Genomic DNA, 23,437 nt, shown 5'->3' on the forward strand with positions numbered 1-23,437 from the left:
CATCGCGCTGGCAGCGGTGTTACACAGCGCCGAGACGTTTTTCATCCCGGTCGCCGTACCGCAGGGCAATGAATCGAGACTCGGACGGAGAGCCGCCGGCCGACCGCGAGTCGCCGGTCGGCGAGCCGGTCATTCGCCGTGACCCACGCGTCGCCGGCGACAGTGCCGTCCAGTTCGACCCCGACGACCCCGAGAGCCTCGCGGATGCTGCAGACACCGTCCGCCGGTTCGCCACCAACACCGTCGGCAGCGAGGACAACGTCTACATGCTTCGGGGGGCCGCCGCCTGTGCAGCTCTCGTTCGCGGCACCGGTTCGTACAAGGCCGCAGCCGAGCGTGCCGACGGCGAGGCGACTATCTCGTTTATCCGCAAGTGGGCCCGGGTCCACGACTTGCCGCGTTCCATCCGCCGCCACGTCGCGTTGGGCGAAATCGCACCCACTGCCGCCAAACACATCGCCCGCGTCTCCGGCGAGTCGCGGTACCTGTTGGCGTGGGCGGCGCTCGACCACGACCTCACCGTTCGGGAGGTCCGCTCCATCGCCTCCCGCGTCAACGGGGGAGCCACGGTCGAGGACGCCCTGGCCGCCGAGGGCATCGACCTCGGGGTGCTGTCGGTGTCCATCCCGCCGGACACCTACCGGGAGCTCCGCCGCCACGCCGCCCTCGAAGAGGTCGACCCCGGCGACATCGTCGCCGAGGCACTCGAGGAGTATCTGTAATCGAAAGGATTTACCGCGAACCGCGGCAAGTCGGTCGTGAGGGCCGATAGCTCAGTCCGGCAGAGCATCTGGCTTTTAACCAGATGGCCGGGGGTTCAAATCCCTCTCGGCCCGCTTTCGTGAGGAGCAATACACCGAGCAGTGCCGAGCACCGCGAGGCCTGCTCGGTTCCACGCGACGAGCAAAGCGGCCCAGGATTTGAACCCTGCAGGTCGCAGCGGCCGAGCGGAGCGAGGCCGACTGTCCTGCTCCGGTTCAAATCCCTCTCGGCCCGCTTTCGTGAGGAGCAATACACCGAGCAGTGCCGAGCACCGCGAGGCCTGCTCGGTTCCACGCGACGAGCAAAGCGGCCAGTCATAAACGGCCGGAGCATGGAGGCGGTACGGTTACCCCGTCGCCGCGAGATGCTCGGCTGTCAATGTCTACCGAGCACGGAGTCATCGACCAGCGAGTCGGGCTCCTCGGCGCGACGGGGCTCGTGGTCGGCAACGTCATCGGCATCGCCATCTTCGTCCTCGCAGCGCCGCTGGCGGCGGATGCCGGCCCCAGCGTCGTCTTCGCGATGCTTTTGGCCGGCGTCCCGCTCGTTTTTAGCCTGCTGACGATTCTCCAGTTGGGTGGTGCGATTCCGGTCGCCGGCGGCACGTACGTGTACGGCTCACGGCTCGTCGCGCCGTTCTGGGGGTTTGCGACGCCGTGGATGGTCGTTCCCGGCGTCTGGGCCGGGCTGTTGTTCACCGCCGACGGCTTCGCCGAGTACGTCGGCTACTTCCTCTCGATTCCACAGGAGGGACTGATGTACGCCATCCTGCTCGCCTTCCTCCTCATCAACGTCGTCGGCATCCGAGTCGTCGCGTGGCTCCAGATGGCGATGGTCGCCGTCCTCGTCGCCGGCATCCTCGCGTTCGTCGTCCCGGGCGCGTTCTACGTCGACGCGGGCAACTTCACGCCGCCGCTTCCGAACGGAGTCGGCCCGTTCGTCGTCGCCGTCGTCTCGCTGCACTTCCCGCTACGGGGGTTCAGCATGGTCATCGAAATCGGCGAAGAAATCGAGAACCCGGCGGCGAACATCCCGCGGGTTCTCGTGCTGTCGGCGGCCATCGGACTGACGCTCATGGTCGCGCTGTTGGCCGTCTTCGTCGGCGTCGCCGGCTGGCGCGGGGTCGGCGACCTCGACGCCGCGGTCGCCGCCGTCGCGGGGGAGTTCCTCCCGGCGCCGCTCGTCGGTCTGGTCGTCGTCGCGGCGCTGTTGGGGTCGCTCACCTCCGTCAACACCACCTTCGCCAGTTACTCCCGAACCATCATGCGTGCGGCCCGGGACGACGTGATTCCCGAGGCATTCGCGGCGCTCGGCGACCGATTCGACACGCCACACCGGTCGGTGCTGTTGCTCGGCGTGCCGCCGGTTCTCCTGGTCCCGGTCACACCGTCGCCGGTCGTCCTCTCGATTTCGCTGTCGCTCGCCATTCTCTTCGCCGTCTTCGTCGGTGGGCTGGCGCTGTGGAACCTCCCGAAACTGTTCCCCCAGCGCTACGAGTACTCGCTGTACCGGCTCCCGTTGCCGTTGCTCCGGGTGACGGCGGTCGGCAGTGTCCTCTCGGCAGTGGTGTTGTGGGTCGCGCTGCTCACCGAACTCCCGTGGATAGGGGCGGTCGTCTTCGGGTGGCTCTGTCTGGGATGGGTCGTCTTCCGGCTTCGGGTGCGGCGGTTCCGACAGGCGGGCGTGGACCTCCCCGAGCGGATGCGACGGCTCCACGACCACGAGTCCTAGCGCAGTTCTTTTCCGGCGGAATCGCGTGTGTCCGGGTATGAGCGACTTCGACCGCGAAGCCGAGCGCGAGAAGCTGCGCGAGCAGTTCGAGCGCGACAAACAGAAACGGGAAGCCTCGGAGCGGATGAGCGAACTCCTGTTACAGGGCGCGACGATGACGAACCGCCACTGCCCGGAGTGTCACTCACCGGTGTTCCGCTACGACGGCAAGGAGTTCTGTCCGACCTGCCAGCGTGAGGTCACCGAGGACGGCGAGTTCGCCGACGATGCGGGCGCCAACGGCGAAGGGACCGCGACGGCCGAGTCGGCCGACGCTCAGGCCGCTACCAACGGGGAGGCGGAGGTCGACGACACTGCGAGTGCCGAGGGCGAGGTGGACGCCGGTGTCGAGCAGCCGGAGACGCCAGACACACCCGAAACACCGGAGACCGAACCGGCCGCCGACCAGCCCGCCGAGACGCGACAGCCCGCAGAAACGCAGACGGCCGAGGAGACGCGCCCGGCACCGGCTCGCGACCGACGGCCCGCCCGCGTCGACCCGCCGGCCCGCCGCGAGCGCCCGACCGCCGAATCGGAGGCTGGCGACCTCGGCGAGGCGGAGGCGGCGCTCGTTCGCGAGATAACCAACCTGACCCGACGGGCCGAGGAGACCCGAGACGTGGGTCGGAAACGCGACCTCTTCGCCGCCGCCCGCGAGGCGACCGAGACGCTTCGGGAACTCCGACGGGTCTGATTAACACACCGGCTTGGGGTCGATGCCCAGCGAATCGAGACTGTCGGCATACTCGCCGTAGGCGGCGTCGATGGCCTCGCCGGCGGCCACCGCAGCGCGCTCCCAGTCGTCGTCGCTTTCACACACCGCGTCCAACAGCGCCGCGCCCGCCTCGACCTGTTCGTCGGTTTCGGTTCGGAGGTCACGGAACGTCTCGGCGGCGTTGTCACCTTCGTTGACGAAGAAGTTGATGACCTGCAGGAGGCTCCGGGAGGCGACGAGCGGTCGAGCGACGAGTCCCGCACCGACACGGGCGGCGGTGTCGTCGAGTCCCCGAAGGTAGTCGTGGAGGTCGTCGGGGGAAGGGTCCCCGGCGTCCACCTCGCCCAGCGCGGACACCCGCTCGGCGTGGTCGCGCTCGCGGTCGGCCGCCTCGGCAAACGCCGCCCGGGCTTCGTCGTTAGCTTCGTCGTCGGCCCACGTCTCGAAGGTCGCCGCGGCGCGGGCCTCCGCTTCGGCGGCGGTTTCGAGCACCGTCTCGCGGTCCAGTGCGGCCCGCGTCGTCGCGACGAGTGCCTTCTCGGAACCGAGGCGGTCCAGCGCCGTCTCGTTGTCCGCCCGGACCCGGTCGATGAACTCGGAACTGTCCATGCGGTGTGTGGGTGTCCCACGCACAAATAACTCCGCGGCGCGCCGGCGGGTCGGTTTATGCCACCGAAACACGTAGAGTGAGGCATGTCCGACACCGCAGGTGAAATCGCTCCGGAGGCACTCGCCGACCGCATCGAGTCCCGACGGCGGGTCGCTCTCCTCGACGTGCGGAACCGCGAGGAGGTCGACGCCTGGCGAATCGACGGTCCGAGCGTCGAATCGGTGAACGTCCCGTACATGAAGTTCCTCAGCGCCCAGGCGACCGGTGGCGTCGAGGAGTTAGTCGACCCCGAGGAGTCCTACGTCGTCGTCTGCCCTCGCGGTGAGGCCAGCGCCGAAGTCGCGGCGATGCTCACCGACGCCGGCGTCGACGCGGTCAATCTCGCCGGCGGCATGCACGGCTGGGCGCGGGTGTACCGCCGACAGCGAATTTCCGGCGACGCGACGGCGGCGACTGTGTATCAGTACCACCGGCCCGCGAGCGGCTGTCTCGGCTACCTCGTCGTCTCCGGCGAGGAGGCACTCGTCGTCGACCCGCTGCGGGTGTTCGCCGACCGCTACGCCGCCGATGCGGAAGCCGACGGCGCCTCGGTCGAAGCCGTCCTCGATACGCACGTCCACGCCGACCACTTCAGTGGCCTCCGGCGCGTCGCCGAGACGACGGGGGCGAGGGCACACCTCTCGGAGACGGCGGCCGACCGCGGCGTCGCCTACGAGGTCGAGACGGTTGCCGACGGCGACCGAATTCACGTTGGCGACCACACAATCGAGGTGCGCTCGACGCCCGGCCACACCACGGGTGCGGTGTCGCTGCTCGTCGACGACCTGCTGTTGTCGGGGGATTCGCTCTTTCTCGACGGCGCTCCCCGCCCCGACCTCCAGAAGGGCGACGAGTCCGCCCCCGAGTTCGCCCGAACGCTCCACGAGACGCTCACCGAACGCCTCGCAGCGCTCCCCGACGAGACGGTCATCGTACCGGGTCACGTCCCGCCCGGAACAGAACCAGCCGAAGACGGCACCTACACCGCACGACTCGGCGACCTTCGGGAGCGACTCGCCGTCTTCTCGGAGTCACGCGAAGCGTTCGTCGAGCGAGTGCTGGAGTCGATGGGGGCACCGCCCGCGAACTTCGAGCGCATCATCGCGACGAATCTCGGCCGCGAGACCGTCGCCGAGGACGACGCCTTCGAGCTGGAACTCGGGCCGAACAACTGCGCCGTCGCGGCCGACTGATTCATTCCTCGCGGCGGTCGGCGTACGCCGTGCCGGTCACTTCCCGAATCCGCTCGGCGGTCACCGCGCCGACGCCCTCCACGTCGAGCAAGTCGTCTTCCTCGGCAGTCATCACACCCTCAACGCTGCCGAAGTGTTCCAACAGCGCCCGCGCGGTGATGGGTCCGACCTCCGCGATAGAGCCGACGACGTACTCCTGCTGTTCGGTCAGCGTCTTGCCGCCCTTCTCGCCGTGGACCGAGACGGTCCGGTCGTCGGTCTCCTGTTCGCGCGTGGCGATGACCTCCAGTAAGTCGGCGGTCTCCTCCTCGTCGGCGGTTTGCATCACGCTCGCGCCGAAGTCGACCGCGAGCGACGCGAGCGCCCCCCGAATCGCGTTCGGGTGGACGTTGCGGGCCTCGTAGAGCCGTTTGCCCTCGATGATGACGACCGGCCGGGCGTAGTAGCGGGCGGCCGCGCCGACCTGCTCGAACATCGAGCGGTCGCCGCCGACGAGCGTATCGAGGAAGTCCTCGACGGATTTGCGCTCGACGACGACCCTATCGGAGAGGACGTAGTCGCCGACTTCGAGCGTCTCCAGTCGCGTTTCGATGCCATCCCGCGTCGAGAGGTCCCGAGCGATGTGGGAATCGAGTTCGCGCTGGTCGGCGACGATTTCGACCGTCTCGCCGTCGGGTTCGGCCGCTGCGACGGTTCTCTCCGGTTCGGTGTCGTCCGTCTCGCCGTCGGCCTCGCTGTCGGCCACCTCGCCGGCGAAATCGGTGAGGCCGGCCTGTCCGTCGCCGTCGGTTTTGTCGGCGGTTTCGGCGTCGGCTTCCGTCTCGTCGTCGCCGTTCTCGTCCTCGTCGTCCTCGTCGTCACCCGCCGCGTCCTCGAACTCCGCCAATCCGGTCTGTTTGGCGATTTCGGCCTCGATTTCGCCCTCCATGTTCTTCAGTTTCCGGAGTTCCTCCTCCATCTTCTTCTCCTCGTTGCGGGAAATCCAGAAGAACGCCTCGTCGCGGGTGTCCTCGGCGAGGAGGACGACCACGCGGCCATCGCTGGCGCGGCCGGTTCGGCCCTTCCGCTGGATGGAGCGGATACCCTTTGGGACGGGTTCGTAGAACAACACGAGGTCCACGTCGGGAACGTCCAGCCCCTCCTCGGCGACGCTGGTGGAGACGAGCACCTCGAACTCGCCGTTCCGGAAGGCGTCGAGGGTCTCCTTCTGTTCTTTCTGGGTCATCCCGTCGGAGCCCTCCTTGTCGCCCTGCCCGACGAACCGCTCGGTGGTGAAGTGCTCGCCGAGGAACTCCGTCAGCGTCTCGGCGGTGTCCCTGGACTCGGTGAACACGATGACGCGTTCGCCGTCCTCGATACCCAGCGTCTGGGCCAGGAGGATGCGCGTCCGGCGGAACTTCGGGTGGAGGTCCTCGAAGGCCTCGGCATTCCGCATCGCGTTTTTCACCTTCGGCTCGCTCACGAAACGCTGGCTGGCTTTCGATGCACCCGAGGAACGGGCGGCGTCCCGCTGGCGTTCGAAGTACCGACGTAGGGACTCGACGCTCTGGGTTTCGACCAACTCGACGGCCCGCCGGAGTTTCATTATCTCGGCGTGGGCGGACATCCCTTTGTAGCCGTCACCGTCGTCGTTGTGGATGAGGTCCTGCAGTTTCGCCCGGATGGCGTTCAACTGCGTCTGGGACATACTCGGGTCCGTCGAGTTGGTGACACCGAGTTGCTTGAGTTTCTCCAGTCGCTCCGATATCACCTCGTTGAGGGCGTCCCGAATCTCGATGACCGTCTCGGGAAGTTCGACGCGCTCCCACTCGACGCTGGTGTCGTGGGTGTGTTCGGCCACGTCGGCGTCGTCTTCGGTCATCACCGCCACCTCCCGCAGGCCGAGGTTGTCACAGACGGTGAGAATCTCCTCCTTGTCGCCGCCCGGCGAGGCGCTCATCCCCGTGACGAGCGGATTCTCGGCGTCCTCGTGGTAGCGTTCGGCGATGTAGTTGTAGGCGTAGCCGCCGGTGGCGCGGTGACACTCGTCGAATGTGATGTGTGTCACGTCGGCCAGCGAGACGCGGTTGCCGACGAGGTCGTTCTCGACGACCTGCGGGGTCGCACAGACGACCTTCGCGGAGTCCCACAACTCGGCGCGGTCGTCGGGCCGGACGTCGCCGGTGAAGACGACCACGTCCTCGTCGTCGACGGCCAGCGCCTCCCGGTAGAAGTCGGCGTGCTGTTGGACGAGTGGTTTCGTCGGCGCGAGCAGCAGCGACTTGCCGCCGTGCTCGGCCAGCCGCTCGGCGGTGACGAGCAGGCTCACGGCCGTCTTGCCGAGTCCGGTCGGCAGACAGACCAGAGTGTGGTCGCGGGTCGCGGTGTCGGCCAGCCGGAGCTGGTAGCGGCGCTTCTCGAGGAGGCCGTCTTCCAGCATCGGCCCCTCGATGTACTCCGGGCCGTCCGTCGCTGTCGCCATCTACCCGGCAGTTCGTCGTTTCGGCGGATAAGGGTTCGGCCAGCACGGTGAAAGTAAACGACAGCCGTCCGTGACCGTGCGTTGCGACGCCGTACCACGAAAAATCCGACGTTTTAAACGTTCAGAGAGTCTATTTGTATTGTGACAGAAGAGACACAACGCAAGAACCTCCGGATGCCGGGGGAAGACGAGATGTTCGCCGTCGTAACCGAGATGCTGGGTGGCCGCCGCGTGCGCCTCCGGTGTAACGACGGCAAGGAGCGAATGGGCCGAATCCCCGGCCGCATGCGCTTCCGGACGTGGGTCAACAAGGACGACGTGGTTCTCATCGAGCCGTGGTCGTTCCAAGACGAGAAGGCGGACGTCGAGTGGCGATACGACGGCCAAGACGCCGCCCAACTGCGTCGCGAAGGCCACATCGAGTAATTTATTCAGTTCGGCGCGCCTCCGCGGGCCGACAGTTGATTCCAGCCCACTCCCGAACGCTCAGTCCGCACTCGAAGCCGCCCGTTCGCCGGTCGTAACCAACCGCTCGAACAGCCCGGCGTACTGCATGAACAGCGTTCCGAGGATGCTCATCACGAGGACGTAGCCAACGGCCACGGAGGGAATCGTCTCGGTCAGCACGACCGAGCCGCCGGAGCCGGCCGCGAGCGCCGCGATGATGAGCGAGAACTCCCCGCGAGTGACCATTCCACAGCCGACACGGACGCTACGGCGGTCGTCGAGGCCGTAGATGCGACCGCTGAGAAAGCCCGTCAGGAGTTTCGTCGGCGTCGTCGCGACGACTAACACGACGAGGAGCCCGGCAATCGCCACGCTCCCGAAGACTGTCGGGTCCGTGTTGAGCCCAATCCAGAAGAAGAAGACGGCCGCGAACACGTCGCGAAGGGGGATGAGTCGTCGTTCGAGGTCGTGAAGGTGGTCGGTTCCCGAAAAACCCATGCCGATGAAGAAGGCGGCGACGGCTTCGCTGACGCCGAGCGCCAACGCACCCCCGGCGACGAGGACCGTGATGGCGACAGCGCGGATGACGAACATCTCTTGGGAGTCGACATCGAGGAACGCCTCGAAGTACGCCGACCCGAAGTAGACCGCGGCCACGAGGACGGTCAGAAAGCCCATCGCGATTGCGACCTGCTGGAGCACCTCGATGAACGTCCCGCCGCCGAGTATCACCGCCGACAGCACGGCGAGATAGAAGGCGATGAACAGGTCCTCGAAGACGAGCGTCCCGAGCATCGGTTGGGCTTCGTCGTTGGCAATCCACCCTAAATCGATGAGCGACTTCGTGATGACCGCCGACGAGGAGATGTAGACGATGCCGCCGAGGACGAACGCCTCCAGAACCGACCACCCCAAGGCGAGTCCGATGGCGACGCCGATAGGGAGGTTGACCGCGAGGTCGAGCGCTCCGGCTTTCCCGATGTTCTCCTTCGATTCGAGCAGTCGGTCGAGGCTGAACTCCAGGCCGAGAAAGAACAACAGGAAGACGATACCGAACTCCGCCAACAGCGTAATGAACTCCTGGTCCTGCAGGGCGGGCAGGCCGAGCGCCCCGAAGACGTACGGACTGACGAGCACCCCGGAGATGACATAGAAGGGAATGACCGACAGGTCGATTCGGTGTGCGACCGCCCCGGCAACGGCGAGAACGCTGAACATCACACCCGCCTCGAACAACAGCGCCGCCATCGTCAGGCGTCCGTGTCGGCGTCTTCGGTGGGGTCGTCGGCCGCCGCCGCGGCTTCCTCACCGGGTGCGTCCGTCCCGGCGGCCAACCGCTCGACGCGGTCACAGGCGTCGCGGCCCCCGATGATGACCAGCGTATCGCCTGCCCGGATGGTGGAGTCCGCATTAGGGTTGGATTCGGTCTCGTCGTCGCGCTGGATGGCGACGACGGACGTGCCGGTCGTCTCCCGGAAGTCGACTTCCGCTAGCGTCTTGTCGACCAACTCCGACCCCTCGACGACGTTCACCCACTCGAACAGCGTGTCGTCGTCGAGCATCGTCTCGGTCGTCTCGGTGGCGACGGGCTGGAAGTACGCCCCCTCCAGAATCGTCCCCACCTGTCGAGCCAGTCGGTCCGAGAGTTCGAACAGTTTCTCGGAGTCCTCCTCGCCGCGCCGCCGGAACACCTCCCGCTTGCCGGTGTTGTGCGTGACGACAACGAGTTGTTCGTCGTCGTCGATTTCGATTTCGAACTTCTTGCCGACGCCCGGCAAGTCCGACTCGTAGACGGTCATACCCGGTCGTCGGTCCGTGGTCAATAAAAGGTGTAGGTCGGACCAGCCCTACAGTTCCGACAGCGTCGCGCCACCGACCAGTCGCCGCAGCGCGCCGGGCAACTCGTCGACGGCGACGCGAGTCTGGTCGGTCGAATCGCGCTCCCGGACCGTCACCGTCTCGTCTTCGAGCGTCTCGTAGTCGACGGTCACGCAGTAGGGGGTGCCGACCTCGTCCTGTCGGCGGTACCGACGGCCGATGTTGCCGGTGTCGTCGTAGGCGACCTCGAAGCCACTTTCGCGGAGTTCGTGGGCCAACTCCTCGGCGCGGTCGTCGAGGCCGTCTTTCGTCATCAACGGGAAGACGGCGACCGTCGTCGGCGCGATGTCGGCGGGCAAATCGAGGAACGCCCGCTGTTCGCCGTCGACCTCGTCGGTGCCGTGACGATGGATGAGGACGCTGTAGACGAGGCGGCCGACGCCGAAGGAGGGTTCGACGACGTGCGGCGTGATGTGCTCGCCGGCCTCGGTCTGTTCCTCGACCGAAAAGCCGGTCTTCTCGACGGGGACGGTGTAGGACTCGCCGTCGACCTCGACGGTGACTTCCTCGCCGTCGAACGCCGAGCGGTCCCGGCCCGCAAGCGACTCCAGGGCGTCGGCCACGTCGCCGGCCGAACCGCCAAATTCGGGGCCGAGATAGCTCATATCGGGGTCGACCGTCGCCCGCTCGACGGTCTTCGGTTCGTCGTACTGGCGGAACAGCGTGAAGTCCTCGCCGGAGTACTCGCCGTGTTTCGAGAGGTCGTAATCCGAGCGGTAGGCGAAGCCGGTCACCTCGATCCAGTTGCCGCCGAGTTCGGTTTCGGCGTCCCAACAGTCGGCGGCGTAGTGTGCCCGCTCGCCCGCGAGGTGCTGGCGGTACCGGAGCCGCTCCATATCGATGCCGATTCGCTCGTAGAAGTCCATCGCCCGACCGAGGTAGTAGGCGACCCACTCGCTGCCGATGACGCCCTCCTCGACGGCCTCGCCGACGGTGTAGGTTTCGACGCCGCCGTCGTCGGCGTTCTGTGCTTCGGCGGAGTACAGCGGTACCTCGACGTCCGCGACGCGCTCAAGCGGCGGTTCGTCCGTTTCGGGGTCGATGAAGTGCTCCAACTCGGCTTGGGTGAACTCCCGAACGCGGACGAGCGCCCGCCGCGGTGAAATCTCGTTGCGGTAGGCGCGACCGATTTGGGCGACGCCGAACGGTAACTGATTGCGGGCGTACTCCTTCAGTCGAGGGAACTCGACGAAGATGCCCTGTGCCGTCTCGGGCCGGAGGTACCCAGGCGAGGACGACCCGGGGCCGATGTTCGTGCCGAACATGAGGTTGAACTCCTCGACGTCCGTGTCGGCCAGCGACGCGCCACAGGAGGGACACTCGATGCCGTGGTCGGCGATGAGTTCGGCCACCTCCTCGGGTTCGTACGCCTCGGCGTCCTCGATGTCTTCGACGGCGTCCTCGACGAGGTGGTCGGCGCGGTGGGTCGCGCCGCACTCCACACACTCGATTATCATGTCGTCGAAGCCGTCGAGGTGGCCAGAGGCCTCGAAGACGGCCTCGGGCATCACGGTCGGCGCCTCCAGTTCCATGTGACCCTCCTCGCGGACGAAGATGTCGCGCCAGGTGTCCTCGAGGTTGCGCTTCAGCGCCGCGCCCTCCGGACCGTAGGTGTAGAAACCGGCCGTACCGCCGTAGGCCTCGTTCGACGGGAAGAAGAAGCCACGGCGCTTTGCCAGTTCCGCGAGGTCGTCCAACTCGGTCATACAAGCGCCTCCAGGAGGTCGACGTCTCTCACGACGCCCACCAGTTCGTCGCCGGAGACGAGCGGTATCTGCTCGATGTCGTTGGAAATCATCAGCTGAGCGGCCTTCCGTGCCGTCTTCGTCCGGGAGACGGTGACGAGGTTGGCGGTCATGTACTCCGAGACGGGGTCGGAGGGAATCTCGACGTTCAGCGTCGGCACCGCGCGGCTCCCGACGGCCTTGATTCCCTCCCACATCCACTCGTCGTCCTGATTGGCGACGGCGTCACCGGGGTCGGTCTCCCCCTGGACGACGCGTGCGACCTCGATGATGTCGACCTCGGTGAGCATCCCGCTGAGTGCACCCGAATCGTCCAACACGACGGCGTAGGGCACGTCGGCGTAGGAGAGTTCCCGCTCGGCGACCGTCAGCGGCGTTCCCTCGTAGACGGTGTTCACTTCGCGGGTGGCGAGGCCGCCGACCGACGTGTCGCCGTCCTCCTCGCCCTCGGCGATGGCCCGGACGATGTCGGTGACGGTGACGATACCGACCAACTCGCCGTCGTCGACGACGGGGACGCGGCGCTCGCCGGAGTCGACGACCAACTCGGCCACCTCGGTCAGCGTCGCCGACGACCCGATGGTGGGCACTTCCCGAACCAGAAGCGCCAACTGGTCTTCGTCGGGCTGTTCGATGAGCGACTCCCGCGTGACGAGTCCCCGAAACACCTCGCCGTCGTCGGTCGATTTGATAATCGGAACCGACGAAAATCCGCGATCCTGGAGGTACTCCAGAACGTCCTCTCGGGTACCGGGGATTTCGACGGTCACGACCTCCGACCGGGGCGTCATCGCGTCAGCAACGTTCATACCCACTGAGTATCCGCGCCTTCGTACTAAGTCCACCGACACCGATTCGTGTCCGTCGGCCGCTCGCGGAGGTGTCTTCTCTACTCCTCGATTCGCTCCTTCGAGAGGAACTGCCCCCACAGCCCCCGTCGGTCGGCGACCTCGTGGTAGGCGCGCTCGCGGAACTGCTCGTAGTCCTCGAACTGCCGGAGGAAATCGAAGATGTCCCGGGAGCCGGGGGGAACGTCGGCCCGTGCCAGCGCCTGCTCGATGGCGGCGCCACAGGAGTACACCGCATCGTCGGTGACCAGATGCGAGCAGTCCTCGTAGTCGTCGGGGAGTCGTTCCAGTTGTGCGTCGGTGAGTTCCGCGAACCCGACGATGTCGAGCGTCGTCTTGTCGGCGAAGTAGTCGGCCCACCACGTACAGAAGCCGCAGTCGTCGTCGTAGACGAACGTGTCGCTCATGTCCAACCGGAGGAACGCCGGCGGTTTAGGTTCCCCGTCTCAGGTAAACCGTCCAGTCTCGGCGCCACAGTCGACACACAGCGTCACCAGGGCGGCGCCGTCGTCGACCGAGTCGATTTCTTGGTCGGTCCGCTCGCCGCACTCCGGACACTCTCGGAGCAGAGTCAACTCGCCGGCGTCGGCCGGCGCGCCAATGCCGAGAGTTCGGACGCGGCCGTCGGTGTCGTTCCTGCTCCGCTGGAACTCGCCGGCGGCGAACCGAATCGCTTCACCCTCTTCGACCGCCACGTCGCCATCCTCGGTCTCGAACGTCAGGGTCCCGTCGACGACGTAGAACACCTCCTCTTGGTTCTCGTGGGCGTGATAGCCGAAGGCGGTGCTCTCGCCGGGGTCGAGTTCGTAAAAGCGCATGCTCATGTGCTCGGTTCCGAGAGCCTTCCCGAGCGGCCGCTTGACCGCCGACGGTCCCATCCAGTTGTCGAGGTCGTCTATGGTGGCTTTCTCCATACGCCGCTCTGGGAGGGCGATTAGCAAAAAGGAACCGGGCAGTTGGGCTACGTCACTCCGGCTTCAGCCCTTCGCCCTGCACGCGCATGACCGATTCGCCGTCGGGGAGGTTCGGCGCGTCGACCAGTTTGACGATGCGTTTGTTCCCCTTCGACTTCCGGAGGTACATCCGGAACGTCGACTTGTGGCCGAGGATGTTGCCACCGATGGGCTTCGTCGGGTCGCCGAAGAAGGCGTCGGGATTCGACTGGACCTGGTTCGTGACGACGACCGCGGAGTTGTAGAGGTTGCCGACGCGGTCGATGTCGTGGAGGTGCTTGTTGAGTTTCTGCTGGCGGTCGGCCAACTCGCCGCGGCCGACGTACTCCGCACGGAAGTGGGCCGTCAGCGAGTCGACACACAGCAGGCGGACCGGATACTCGTCTTCCTCGTATTCGCTTGCGATTTCCTTCGCCTTCTCGGCGAGCAGAATCTGGTGGTTGGAGTTGAACGCCTTCGCGACGTGAATCTTGTCGAGGAACGACTGGACGAGTTCCTCCATCGTCTCCTCGTCATCGATACTGCCCTCGATTTCGCGGTCTTCCAGCGCCGCTTCGAGGACGTCGTCCGGCAGGCCGCGGACCATCTCGTCGATGCGCTCCGGTCGGAACGTGTCCTCGCTGTCGACGAAGATACAGCGGCCGTGGAGTCCGCCCTGCTCTTTGGGGAGTTGGACGTTCACCGCGAGCTGATGGGTCACCTGCGATTTCCCGGCGCCGAACTCGCCGTACACTTCGGTGATAGATTGGGTCTCGACGCCGCCACCGAGCATCTCGTCGACTTCGGGAATGAGCCACTCGAGTTTTCCGATTTTCTCCCGGCGTTCGAGTACGTCCGTGCCGGTCTCGAAGCCACCAATGTCGGCGGCCTCGCGTGCGGCCTGGATGATGTCGTTGGCGTTCGATTCGCCCACGTCGGCGGTGTTCGAGAGTTCGCCGGGACTCGCGACGGCGACGCTCTGATACGATTCGAAACCGTTCTCCTGAAGCTTCTCTGCGGTCGCGGGCCCGACGCCCGGGAGGTCCTCGAGGTCTTCGCCTGATGCTGCCATATCCGTCCCTGTGTCCGCCCGGTACATAAAGCCTCGTTAACAGCCAAGTGAAAGTGAAAATGCGGGCAAGGAGCGGGGCGAAAATCGTGACCGACCGAAGGTTTAGAAACCGAGCCTCAGCCCCACGGGTGTGTGTCTCCCTCGGGCCACATCGGATACCAGTAGGTCGTGTCGTCCTCAACCGACAACTCGCCGTCGAGGACGCTCTCCAGTTTGAACTCGACCTTGTTGTCGCGCTCGCGACCGCCCGTCGGAACGAACGGGTAGTACGACCCCCGGCGGAAGGAGTACACCCAGTAGGCGGTCTGTCCGTCGCGTTCGAAGGCGAAAAGCGCCGCCAGCAGTCGCGAGCCGAACCCCTCCTCGACGAGCGTGTCCGCAGCGAAGTGGATGCTCGTCACGAGGTCCTCGAACCCGGTGTCGTGGAGGACGACCCAGTGGTAGCCGTGGGCGTCCTCGACGAACTCGGCTGTCGTCCCCGTCTCGGCTTCGCCGGCCGCGAGGATGGCCTCGACTTCCTCGCGTGCACGCTGGAACGCCGTGCTGTCGACGTTCGAGAAACACAGCGCCGCGTCGCCGGTCGGCGCGAAGTCGAGGTCGGCCTCCATCGTCAGATACGCCGTCGACATCCCGAACAGGTCCTCGGGGTCGGCCTCACGGGCCGCGTCGGCCTCCGCGCTCAACCCCAGCACCTGCCGGATGGTGTCGAACACTCCCATTGGCGAATCCTCGGTTCCCCGGCGGCTTATAGCCGGCGCGTCCGGCCGAGGGTTCATATACCGGAACGCGGCCACCAGCCGTGTGACCTGACGACCGACGGCGGTCCGCCGGGGCCGGAGTGCGGGACACGGGCCGTCGACCGGGAGCGTCCCGCCTGTTCGCTACACGTCGACGCCGCGGTCGGCCAACAGTGACTCGAACGCCGATTGGTCAATTGTCGGCACGTCGTTGGCCTCGGCATCCTCGCGCTTGCTCTGACCCGGGTTCTCGCCGACGACGAGGTAGTCGGTGTTCCCCGAGACGCTCGAGGTCGCCGACCCGCCGTTGACCTCGACCAACTCTTGGGCCTCCTCGCGGGTCATTCCCTCCAGCGAGCCGGTGAAGACGAACGTCAACCCTTCGAGGGCGTCGCCCGCGGTCTCGGCCTCCTGCGGTTCGACGCCGTGAGCCCGGAGGTCCGCAATGACCTCGCGGTTCCGCTCGCTGTCGAAGAACTCCTCGATTTCGCTGGCGACCGTCTCGCCGATGCCCTCGACCGCACGTAACTCCTCGGCGGAGGCGTCCATCACGGCGTCGAGCGTCCCGAACTCGCGGGCGATATCGCCCGCCGTCGTCGGGCCGACCTCGGGAACGCCCAGTGCCGACAGGAAGTCCGCCAGCGGCGGCTCCGTGCTGGCCGCCAGCTCCTCGATGAGGTTCTCGGCGCTCGTCTCTCCCCACCCTTCGAGTTCGGCTAACTCCTCGACGGTCAGCTCGTAGAGGTCCGGCAACCGTTCGAGCAACCCCTCGTCGACCAACTGGTTCACCGCCTTCTCGCCCAACCCCTCGATGTCGAGGCCGACGCGCGAGGCGTAGTGTTCGACCGCTCGGCGCAGTTGGGCGGGACAGGCGACGCCACCGGTACAGAACGCCATCGGCCCGTCCCGTTCGACGGCGCTGTCACAGACCGGACACCGCTCGGGGAACTCGAAGTGGCTCTCCCGTTCGTTCTCGACGACTTCCTCGATGTAGGGGATCACGTCGCCAGCGCGTTTGAGTCGTACTCGGTCGCCCAATCCCACGCCGAGTTCTTCGATTTGCTCTGGGTTGTGCAGGGTCGCCCGCGAGACCTCGACGCCACCAACCTCGACGGGGTCCAACAGGGCAACCGGCGTGAGACGGCCGGTACGGCCGACCTGTACGACGATGTCGCGGACGGTCGTCTCCTCGGTGCGTGCGGGGAACTTGTAGGCGTAGGCCCATCGCGGGGCACGCGAGGTCGCACCCAACACCTCACAGGCCGCCTTGTCGTCGAGTTTGATGACCGTCCCGTCGATTTCGTAGTCGAGGTTGTCGCGGGCTTCGAGCATCTCCGCACGGAACGCGACCGCCCCGTCGATGTCCTCGACCAGTCGGGTGTGGTCGTCGACGTGAAAACCCCACGAATCGACGGTTTCGTGCTCCTCGAGGCGGGTCTCGAAGCCGTAGCCGCCGTCGTCGAGCACGTCGAAGACGAAGCAATCCAGCGGCCGCTCGGCGGTCACCGACGGGTCCAACTGCCGAAGGGTTCCAGCAGCGGCGTTTCGGGGGTTTGCGAAGGGGTCCTCGCCGCGCTCGATGCGCTCGCGGTTGTACGCCTGAAACGCCGCCTTCGGCATGAACACCTCGCCGCGGACGGCCAGAAAATCGGGGTAGTCGCCGTCGAGTTCCAGCGGCACCGACCGGATGGTGCGGACGTTCTCGGTCACGTCGTCGCCGCGCTCGCCGTCGCCGCGGGTCGCCGCTCGCGTCAACTCACCAGACTCGTAAATCAACTCGACCGAGAGGCCGTCGAACTTCGGCTCACAGAGGTACTCGATTGACCCCTCCCAGTCGGCCTCGGCCAGCCGGTCGTGGACCCGTTCGTCGAACTCCCGAAGGTCGGCCTCCTCGACGGAGGAGGCGATAGACAGCATCGGGACGACGTGGTCGACGGTTTCGAGTTCGTCCAGCGGTTCGCCGCCGACTCGCTGTGTCGGACTCGTCTCCATCGGGAGGTCGAAGGCGTCTTCGAGGGCTTGAAGACGTTCGAAGAGCCGGTCGTAGGCGCGGTCGGAGATGACCGGATCGGCCCGCTGGTAGTACCGCCGGTCGTGATACCGAATCGCCTCCCGAAGCAGTTCGGCCTGCTCGTAGGCGTCGCTCTCCTCGAGTTCGTCGACCGACTCGAAATCGAGCGGTGGGTCCCGAACGTAGGGGTTGTCCTGCGGCTCGTCCATTACCGAGGGGTTGGAAACCCGCCGTCAAAAATCGCGGTGTCACACTGTCCGGCGCTGGCAGTTGTTGTTACAACTCGGCCACGTCCTCGATGGCGTCGGTCAGTTCCTTGATGCTCTCGACGGTGTGTTCGCCCATGTGGCCAATGCGGAACGACTCCTCGCCAATCGACCCGTAGCCGCTGGAAAAGGCCATGTCGTACTCCTCGGAGACGGCCTCGACGGTTTCGGCCACGTCGATGCCGCGGGTGTTCTCGACGCAGGTCACGGTCTGGGACTCGTAGCCCTCCTCGGCGAACAGCCCGAAGTGCTCTTCGGCCCACTCGCGGGTGTACTCGGCCATCTCGCGGTGTCGCTGGTCGCGGGCGTCGTGGCCCTCCTCGAGCATGTGTTTCATCTGCTTGCGGTAGGCGAGCATGAGCGGAATCGCCGGCGTCGAGTGGGTCTGACCCTTCCGGTCGTAGTAATCCAGCGTGCGCTGGAAGCCGCCGTACCACGAGGCCGACTCCTTGCCGACCTCACGCTCGTAGGCGTCCTCGCTGACGGTACAGACCGCGAGTCCGGGCGGCATGGCGAAGGCCTTCTGGGTCGACGTGAAGATGGCGTCGATGTTGTGGCCCTCGATGTCGATGAAGTCGCCGCCGAGACAGGAGATGGCGTCGACGACGAAGTAGGTGTCCGGATAGTCGCCGAGCAGGTCGCCGATTTCCTCGACCGGGTTGCGGACGCCGGTCGACGTCTCGTTCATCACGACGCCGACGGCGTCGTATCCCTCTTCGCTCTCTTCGAGTGCGGCGCGGACGTCGTCGGGTTTGACCGCCTGCCCCCACTCGTACTCGATGCGGTCGACCTCCTTGCCGAGTCGCTCGGCGACGTTGGCCTGCCGTTCGCTGAACGCCCCGCTCGTCGGAACGAGCATCCGGTCGTCGACGAGGTTGAGCGTCGTCGCCTCCCAGAACTCCGTTCCGGAGGCCGTCAGGATTACCACGTCCTGTTCGGTGTCGAGGAACTCCTTGGTGTCCTCGACGATGGTCGTATAGAGGTCCGTCATCCGGTCCATGCGGTGGCCGAACATCGGTTCACACATCGCCTCGATGACGTCCTCGCGCACTTCGGTCGGGCCGGGAAGATACAGCGTCTTGTCGGGATAATCCCCCGTGTATTCGCTTTTTTCGGTCATAGGAACACCTAGATACCAGTACCCTCTACGCGGGACGGCATGGTATTTTTGATACCGTCGGGGCGACCGCCGCTGCGCCAGCGGTCGGGCGTCGAAACCCGAACCTTCGGAGATTGCGTGTATCAACCGAAGCAATGTCGAGCATCCGCCGAACGGGGCGCTTGGAAAGCGCCCTTGAAGGCGGTTCCCGGTGCCGACCGGAGGGAGGCACCGTAGCGCGTACGGACTGGAGGCGGCCGTCAGGCCGTCGAAAGGAGTACGCGCGCATATTTTCCCCAAGTTTTTGTCGCGGAGGCGTGTTCGGCGCGTTCCGCGCCGAATCGCCGGAGCGTGCAAAAAGTGGGTATCACTCGGGACTGCCGAACGTCGCCGTCGGGTCGGGCACGACCCGTAGCAACACCGGCAACGCGAGGAGGACGATACCCATCTCCAGTGCGCCGGCGACCGCGAAGGCCGCGAAGAAGCCGTACGCCGAGGCGATGGTGCCGCCGCCGAGAATCCCGCCCAGGAAGCCGAGACTGCCGAAGATGTTGAACCCGCCCATCGCCGCCCCGCGCTCGCCGGCGGCGGCCATGTCGGTGACCAGCGCCATCGTCGCGGGCGCGACCAGCGCGCCGAGGACGCCGACCAGCACCATTCCGGCGGCGGCGAGTTCGACGGTCGGCGCGAGGCCGACGCCGACGATGGCGGCGCCGTATCCGACCGACCCCGCGACGATGGGGACGACGCGGCCAACGCGGTCCGACAGCACGCCGAGGGGGTACTGCAGGAGCGCAAAAGGTGCGAAGAAACACGCGAGGACGAGTCCCGTCGCCGCCGGGTCGAGGTCGAACGTCTGCCGGAAGTAGAACGTCCCGACCAATCCGAAGAAGCCGGCGGTGAAGCGGTCGGCGAACCCGAAGGCGTAGGGGACGAGCAACTCGGGTGTCGCCCGAACGCCGTCGAGGACGCGGTCGAGGCCGCCGCGGGCGGTCGGCGCGCGGTCCGGAACCGTCGCCATCACGACCGCGACGACCAACAGCAGGGCCGCCGAGACGACGATGGGGCCGAGGGGCCCGAAATTGTACAACTGTCCGCCAATCGGTGCGCCCAGCGCCGCTCCCGCGCCGATGGCGATGCCCGCAGCCCCCATGTTCCGGCCGTGGCCGCCGTCCAAATCCATCAGCATCGTTATCGACAGCGAGAACGCGCCGATGGTGAACGACCCTTCGAGGAACCGGAGCGCGAGCGCAGTCCGGAAATCGCCGATTCCGGTGACGACGACGGCCAGCAGGGCGAGATAGGCGACGGCACCGCCGAGGGCACCCGCGACGATGAACGGGATTCGTCGGCCGGCACGGTCGGACAGCACTCCCCAGACCGCCGAAAACAGCACGAACGCGACCAACTGGACGGCGAGAAACGCGGTGCTGGCGTCGATGGTGGTGTCGCCGCCCAGCGCCGCGACGAGTTCGTCGACCCCCGGATACACCAAGAGCTGGGTGAACAGGACGACGAACACCACGCCGGCCAGTCGGGCGCGTTCGCTACGGCTCACGCCATCCCGTTGACTCTCGAAGTATTTGTCTCGCGTGGCTCACGTCGGCAGGCGGCTTTTTGACCGGCCGGCCCCACAACCGCCCATGACGCTCTCGGTCACGGTGCTCGGCAGCGGGGGTAACTCCCCGATTCCGACGCCGACCTGCGGGTGTCGGGTGTGCGAACGCGCACGCGAAGTCGGCGTTCCCCACGCCCGACACGGCAACTCGCTGTACATCGAGGAGCTGTCGGCGATGGTCGACGCCCCAGAATTCGTCTACGAGAACCTCGAACGCGAGGCCGTCGACGACCTCGAGTACATCTTTCTCACCCACTGGCACCCGGACCACGCCGCCGGCCTCCGCGTCGTCCAGTCGCGCTCGATGGAGCGGATATTCGACGACGCCGACCACGGCCTCATCGAGACCGCCCGAAGCAACCGACCGACGCTGGTGACGACGCGTCGCGTCTACGAGCGCACCTGCGAGCTGTACGACGGCCTCAGACACTTCGTCGAAGACATCGGCTTCGCCGACACCCACTTCCTCGACGACGACCCCCTGACCGTCGGCGACGCCCGAGTCGAGGCGATTCCCTATTCGCTGTCGGGCGATGGCGACCCCGATGCGACCGCCTTCGTACTCGAACGTGGCGAGACGACAGCCGTGTTCGCCGTCGACGACGCCAGACACCTCGAGGAGGCGGCACTGCCCGACGACATCGACCTCGCGGTCTTCGAGTGTGGGTACTTTTCGGAGACGCCCGACGGAACGCGGATTTTGACCGAAGTCGACGACGCCATCATGAGCGAGGAACTCACCCACGAGGAGGTCATGACACGGGTCGAACGGGTCGACGCCGACCGAACCGTCTTGACCGAAATCGAACACCTCTACGGCCGCACGTACGACGACTTCCGCGCCCTCGAATCGACCGACGGCTACGAGGGCGTCGAGTTCGCCTACGACGGCCTCCGGTTTACCGTGTGACCCCGTCGCGCTCCACCGGCATTTAAGCCACCGCGCCGCAACGCCCGGCGTGTATGCCGAACGCCATCATCGTCGGCGCGTCCTCCGGTATCGGACGGGCGCTGGCGAAGGAACTCTCCCGAGAGTACGACCTCGGGCTCGCGGCCCGTCGGACCGACCGCCTCCGGGCCGTCGGCGAGGACATCGGCGGCGCCCACGTCGCCGAAATCGACGTGACACAGCCCGAGGCCCGCGAGCGATTCGACGACCTCGTCGACTCGCTGGGCGGCGTCGATTTGGTCGTCATCTCCTCGGGCATCGGCCGGCACAACCCCGACCTCGAGTGGGAGCCCGAACACGACACCGTCGCCGTGAACGTCCGTGGCTTCACCGCCATCGCTACCGCCGCGATGGAACACTTCGAGGCGACCGACGGCGGCCACCTGGTCGGTATCTCCTCGGTGGCCGGCGAAATCGGCAGTCCGTCGCTTCCGGCCTACAGCGCCTCGAAGGCCTACGTCTCCCGGTATCTGGAAGGGCTCCGGTATCGCGCCGGCGACGAAATCGCCGTCACCGACGTTCGCCCCGGGTTCGTCGACACGCCGATGTCACCCGAAACCGAGCGCTTCTGGGAGTGTTCGCCCGAAACCGCCGCCGGCCAGATTGCCCGCGCCATCTCGAAGGAGAAGTCCGTCGCCTACGTCACCCGCCGCTGGTGGCTCGTCTCGAAGGTGCTGGGTCTCCTCCCCGACCGCTATCGAGCGGGCGTGATGTAACCGGAGTGAATGTAGTCGCCGATTCTCACGGGGGCGCGCTGGCGGGCCGTTCCGGGTCGCTGTGTGCGGTATCCTATCGGTTCCAGTCGAACTAGGGGGGTTGCGATTTGGGTGAAAACTCGTCGGTCGGGAGGGTTTTGTCGCTCGGCGTCGGTGTCGGCGTATGGACGACCTACACGGGACGGTCGGAACGTGGGTGTCGCTGACCGACCCCTCCGTCGCGGAAATCGCCGCCGGCGAGGCGTTCGATTTCGTCGTTGTCGACACCGAACACGCGCCGCTGGGGCTGGAAGCCGTCGCCGACTGTCTGCGCGGTATCGACGCCACCGGAACCGCCGGCGTCGTCCGCACCCCCTGGAACGACCCCGTCCGCATCAAGCGACTGCTCGATTTGGGGCCCGATGGCCTGCTGGTGCCGATGGTCGAAAGCGCCGCCGAAGCACGGGGCGCCGTCGGCGCGACGCGGTACCCGCCGGAGGGTGACCGCGGCGTCGCCGCCGCCCGTGCCGCCGACTACGGCCGGAACTTCGAGTCCTACGTCCGCGAGGACCACCGCGACGTCTCGGTCATCGTCCAGATAGAGACCGAAACGGCCGTCGAGAACGTCGCCGACATCGCCGCAGTCGACGGCGTCGACGCCCTGTTCGTCGGCCCGGCGGACCTCTCGGCGTCGCTGGGCGTCTTCGCGGAGTGGACCGACCCGGCGTTCCTCGGCGCTATCGAGACGGTCATCGACGCCGGCGAGGCGGCGGGCGTCCCCGTCGGAACGCTCGGGACGACCCCAGAACAGATTCAGGCTCTGGGGTCGCTCGGCTTCGATTACATGGTCGCCGGCGCCGACTTCACGCACCTCGTCGAGGGGCAGAGACGGTCCCTCGAGGCCGCCGAAGACGTGCTGTAGCGGGTACATGACGGCGGTCGAACTGCCGGATTCCCGGGTTAGAATTCGGCTTCGACGGTGCCGTCTTCGTCGAGATAGACGATGCCGTCGAACAACTCCTTGAACGCGGCCACGTCGGCGTCGTCGTGGACCTCCTCGGAGAGGTGGAACAGCCCGACAGCATCGTGTTCCTCGAGGAGTTCGAGGATTTCCTCGACGGCTTCGAGGGCGCGCTCTTCGTCGGCGTAGTACGCCATCTCGGTGATGGAGTCGAGGCTGACGCGCCGTTTCCCCTCGTTTTCGGCGAGGAACTCCCGTGTCGTCTCGACGATGCCCGCGAGGTCGTCCGGCGAGGAGACGTAGTGGACGCGGTCCGAGGAGCGCCGGGAGTAACCCCGCTCGACCGACAGCGTGTCGAGGATGTCCGCGCTCTTCTCGTCGACGCCGTAGTACTCCAGTTTCTGTTGGACCTCCCGGGCCGTCGTCCGCGTCGAGATGACGAGCAGTCGGTCGGTGTCGGTTTTCAGGAAGTCGGTGTCGATGCGGTCGGTCTCGCCGGTTGAGGGGTGGATGAGAAGGACGCCGGTGCCGCCCGGAATCGATTCCGGTGCGTTCTCGATGGCGAGTTCGTACTCCATATCCACGTAGGCGGGCGGCGGCGTCTTAAATCCACAGCAGGCCGGACCTCG

22 protein-coding genes and 1 tRNA gene are annotated in these 23,437 nt (G+C 66.4%); 9 read left to right on the top strand and 14 right to left on the bottom strand.

The window, feature by feature from the left end:
- The first annotated feature begins 68 nt into the window (after positions 1–68).
- The 4 genes from HWX69_RS03060 to HWX69_RS03075 all read left to right on the top strand — a co-directional run bounded on the left by HWX69_RS03060 (position 69) and on the right by HWX69_RS03075 (position 3,226).
- On the top strand, positions 69–722 hold the full coding sequence (locus HWX69_RS03060) for a DUF7119 family protein (RefSeq protein WP_178915643.1): 654 nt from the start codon (positions 69–71) through the stop codon (positions 720–722).
- Between the two features lie 40 nt (positions 723–762).
- A tRNA-Lys gene (locus HWX69_RS03065) sits at positions 763–836 on the top strand.
- Between the two features lie 304 nt (positions 837–1,140).
- Positions 1,141–2,493, top strand: a complete 1,353-nt coding sequence (locus HWX69_RS03070; RefSeq protein ID WP_178915644.1) for an APC family permease — start codon at positions 1,141–1,143, stop codon at positions 2,491–2,493.
- A 37-nt stretch (positions 2,494–2,530) separates the two neighbouring features.
- The gene (locus HWX69_RS03075) at positions 2,531–3,226 is read left to right on the top strand and encodes an Sjogren's syndrome/scleroderma autoantigen 1 family protein (RefSeq protein WP_178915645.1); all 696 of its coding nucleotides are present in this window, start codon (positions 2,531–2,533) and stop codon (positions 3,224–3,226) included.
- On the opposite strand, the gene HWX69_RS03080 is transcribed toward HWX69_RS03075, so the two are convergent.
- Positions 3,227–3,856: a rubrerythrin family protein gene (locus HWX69_RS03080; RefSeq protein ID WP_178915646.1), complete on the bottom strand. Its 630-nt coding sequence runs from the start codon at positions 3,854–3,856 to the stop codon at positions 3,227–3,229.
- A gap of 84 nt (positions 3,857–3,940) precedes the next feature.
- On the opposite strand from HWX69_RS03080, the gene HWX69_RS03085 reads away from it, so the two are divergent.
- Positions 3,941–5,089: an MBL fold metallo-hydrolase gene (locus HWX69_RS03085; RefSeq protein WP_178915647.1), complete on the top strand. Its 1,149-nt coding sequence runs from the start codon at positions 3,941–3,943 to the stop codon at positions 5,087–5,089.
- 1 nt (position 5,090) lies between these two features.
- Here HWX69_RS03085 and HWX69_RS03090 read toward each other — a convergent pair whose 3' ends face one another.
- Positions 5,091–7,550, bottom strand: coding sequence for a DEAD/DEAH box helicase (locus HWX69_RS03090; protein ID WP_178915648.1), 2,460 nt, complete (start codon positions 7,548–7,550; stop codon positions 5,091–5,093).
- A gap of 141 nt (positions 7,551–7,691) precedes the next feature.
- Between HWX69_RS03090 and eif1A the strand changes: the two genes are divergently transcribed.
- On the top strand, positions 7,692–7,976 hold the full coding sequence (eif1A, locus tag HWX69_RS03095; RefSeq protein ID WP_178915649.1) for a translation initiation factor eIF-1A: 285 nt from the start codon (positions 7,692–7,694) through the stop codon (positions 7,974–7,976).
- A gap of 60 nt (positions 7,977–8,036) precedes the next feature.
- Here eif1A and HWX69_RS03100 read toward each other — a convergent pair whose 3' ends face one another.
- The 11 genes from HWX69_RS03100 to HWX69_RS03150 form a co-directional block, all read right to left on the bottom strand.
- Positions 8,037–9,245, bottom strand: coding sequence for a cation:proton antiporter (locus tag HWX69_RS03100; RefSeq protein ID WP_178915650.1), 1,209 nt, complete (start codon positions 9,243–9,245; stop codon positions 8,037–8,039).
- Between the two features lie 2 nt (positions 9,246–9,247).
- Positions 9,248–9,796: a cation:proton antiporter regulatory subunit gene (locus HWX69_RS03105; protein ID WP_178915651.1), complete on the bottom strand. Its 549-nt coding sequence runs from the start codon at positions 9,794–9,796 to the stop codon at positions 9,248–9,250.
- 48 nt (positions 9,797–9,844) lie between these two features.
- Positions 9,845–11,581 carry a glycine--tRNA ligase gene (gene glyS, locus HWX69_RS03110; protein WP_178915652.1) on the bottom strand — a complete coding sequence of 579 codons (1,737 nt, stop codon included), beginning with the start codon at positions 11,579–11,581 and terminating at the stop codon, positions 9,845–9,847.
- Positions 11,578–12,429 (bottom strand): CBS domain-containing protein, encoded by an 852-nt coding sequence (locus HWX69_RS03115; RefSeq protein ID WP_178915653.1) that lies wholly within the window; start codon positions 12,427–12,429, stop codon positions 11,578–11,580. The genes glyS and HWX69_RS03115 overlap by 4 nt, the downstream gene beginning before the upstream one ends.
- A gap of 80 nt (positions 12,430–12,509) precedes the next feature.
- Positions 12,510–12,875, bottom strand: a complete 366-nt coding sequence (locus HWX69_RS03120; protein ID WP_178915654.1) for a DCC1-like thiol-disulfide oxidoreductase family protein — start codon at positions 12,873–12,875, stop codon at positions 12,510–12,512.
- 39 nt (positions 12,876–12,914) lie between these two features.
- On the bottom strand, positions 12,915–13,382 hold the full coding sequence (locus tag HWX69_RS03125) for a cupin domain-containing protein (protein ID WP_178915655.1): 468 nt from the start codon (positions 13,380–13,382) through the stop codon (positions 12,915–12,917).
- A 52-nt stretch (positions 13,383–13,434) separates the two neighbouring features.
- Positions 13,435–14,472 carry a DNA repair and recombination protein RadA gene (gene radA, locus HWX69_RS03130; RefSeq protein WP_178915656.1) on the bottom strand — a complete coding sequence of 346 codons (1,038 nt, stop codon included), beginning with the start codon at positions 14,470–14,472 and terminating at the stop codon, positions 13,435–13,437.
- A 116-nt stretch (positions 14,473–14,588) separates the two neighbouring features.
- Positions 14,589–15,191 (bottom strand): PspA-associated protein PspAB, encoded by a 603-nt coding sequence (pspAB, locus tag HWX69_RS03135; protein WP_156707980.1) that lies wholly within the window; start codon positions 15,189–15,191, stop codon positions 14,589–14,591.
- A 162-nt stretch (positions 15,192–15,353) separates the two neighbouring features.
- On the bottom strand, positions 15,354–17,429 hold the full coding sequence (gene ligA / locus HWX69_RS03140) for an NAD-dependent DNA ligase LigA (protein WP_178915657.1): 2,076 nt from the start codon (positions 17,427–17,429) through the stop codon (positions 15,354–15,356).
- 67 nt (positions 17,430–17,496) lie between these two features.
- Positions 17,497–18,606 carry a pyridoxal-phosphate-dependent aminotransferase family protein gene (locus HWX69_RS03145; RefSeq protein ID WP_178915658.1) on the bottom strand — a complete coding sequence of 370 codons (1,110 nt, stop codon included), beginning with the start codon at positions 18,604–18,606 and terminating at the stop codon, positions 17,497–17,499.
- Between the two features lie 346 nt (positions 18,607–18,952).
- Positions 18,953–20,143 carry an MFS transporter gene (locus HWX69_RS03150; protein WP_178915659.1) on the bottom strand — a complete coding sequence of 397 codons (1,191 nt, stop codon included), beginning with the start codon at positions 20,141–20,143 and terminating at the stop codon, positions 18,953–18,955.
- A gap of 85 nt (positions 20,144–20,228) precedes the next feature.
- Here HWX69_RS03150 and HWX69_RS03155 point away from each other — a divergent pair, with 85 nt between their 5' ends.
- The 3 genes from HWX69_RS03155 to HWX69_RS03165 all read left to right on the top strand — a co-directional run bounded on the left by HWX69_RS03155 (position 20,229) and on the right by HWX69_RS03165 (position 22,769).
- Positions 20,229–21,113 (top strand): MBL fold metallo-hydrolase, encoded by an 885-nt coding sequence (locus HWX69_RS03155; protein WP_178915660.1) that lies wholly within the window; start codon positions 20,229–20,231, stop codon positions 21,111–21,113.
- A 53-nt stretch (positions 21,114–21,166) separates the two neighbouring features.
- Complete coding sequence (locus tag HWX69_RS03160; protein WP_178915661.1) at positions 21,167–21,868, top strand: SDR family NAD(P)-dependent oxidoreductase; 702 nt, start codon at positions 21,167–21,169, stop codon at positions 21,866–21,868.
- A gap of 163 nt (positions 21,869–22,031) precedes the next feature.
- Positions 22,032–22,769, top strand: a complete 738-nt coding sequence (locus tag HWX69_RS03165; protein ID WP_178915662.1) for an HpcH/HpaI aldolase family protein — start codon at positions 22,032–22,034, stop codon at positions 22,767–22,769.
- Positions 22,770–22,807: 38 nt separating this feature from the next.
- Here HWX69_RS03165 and HWX69_RS03170 read toward each other — a convergent pair whose 3' ends face one another.
- Positions 22,808–23,386, bottom strand: a complete 579-nt coding sequence (locus HWX69_RS03170; RefSeq protein ID WP_178915663.1) for a DUF7090 family protein — start codon at positions 23,384–23,386, stop codon at positions 22,808–22,810.
- Positions 23,387–23,437: the final 51 nt, after the last annotated feature.

The sequence above is a fragment of the Natronomonas gomsonensis genome, assembly GCF_013391635.1.
Lineage (GTDB): Archaea > Halobacteriota > Halobacteria > Halobacteriales > Haloarculaceae > Natronomonas > Natronomonas gomsonensis_A.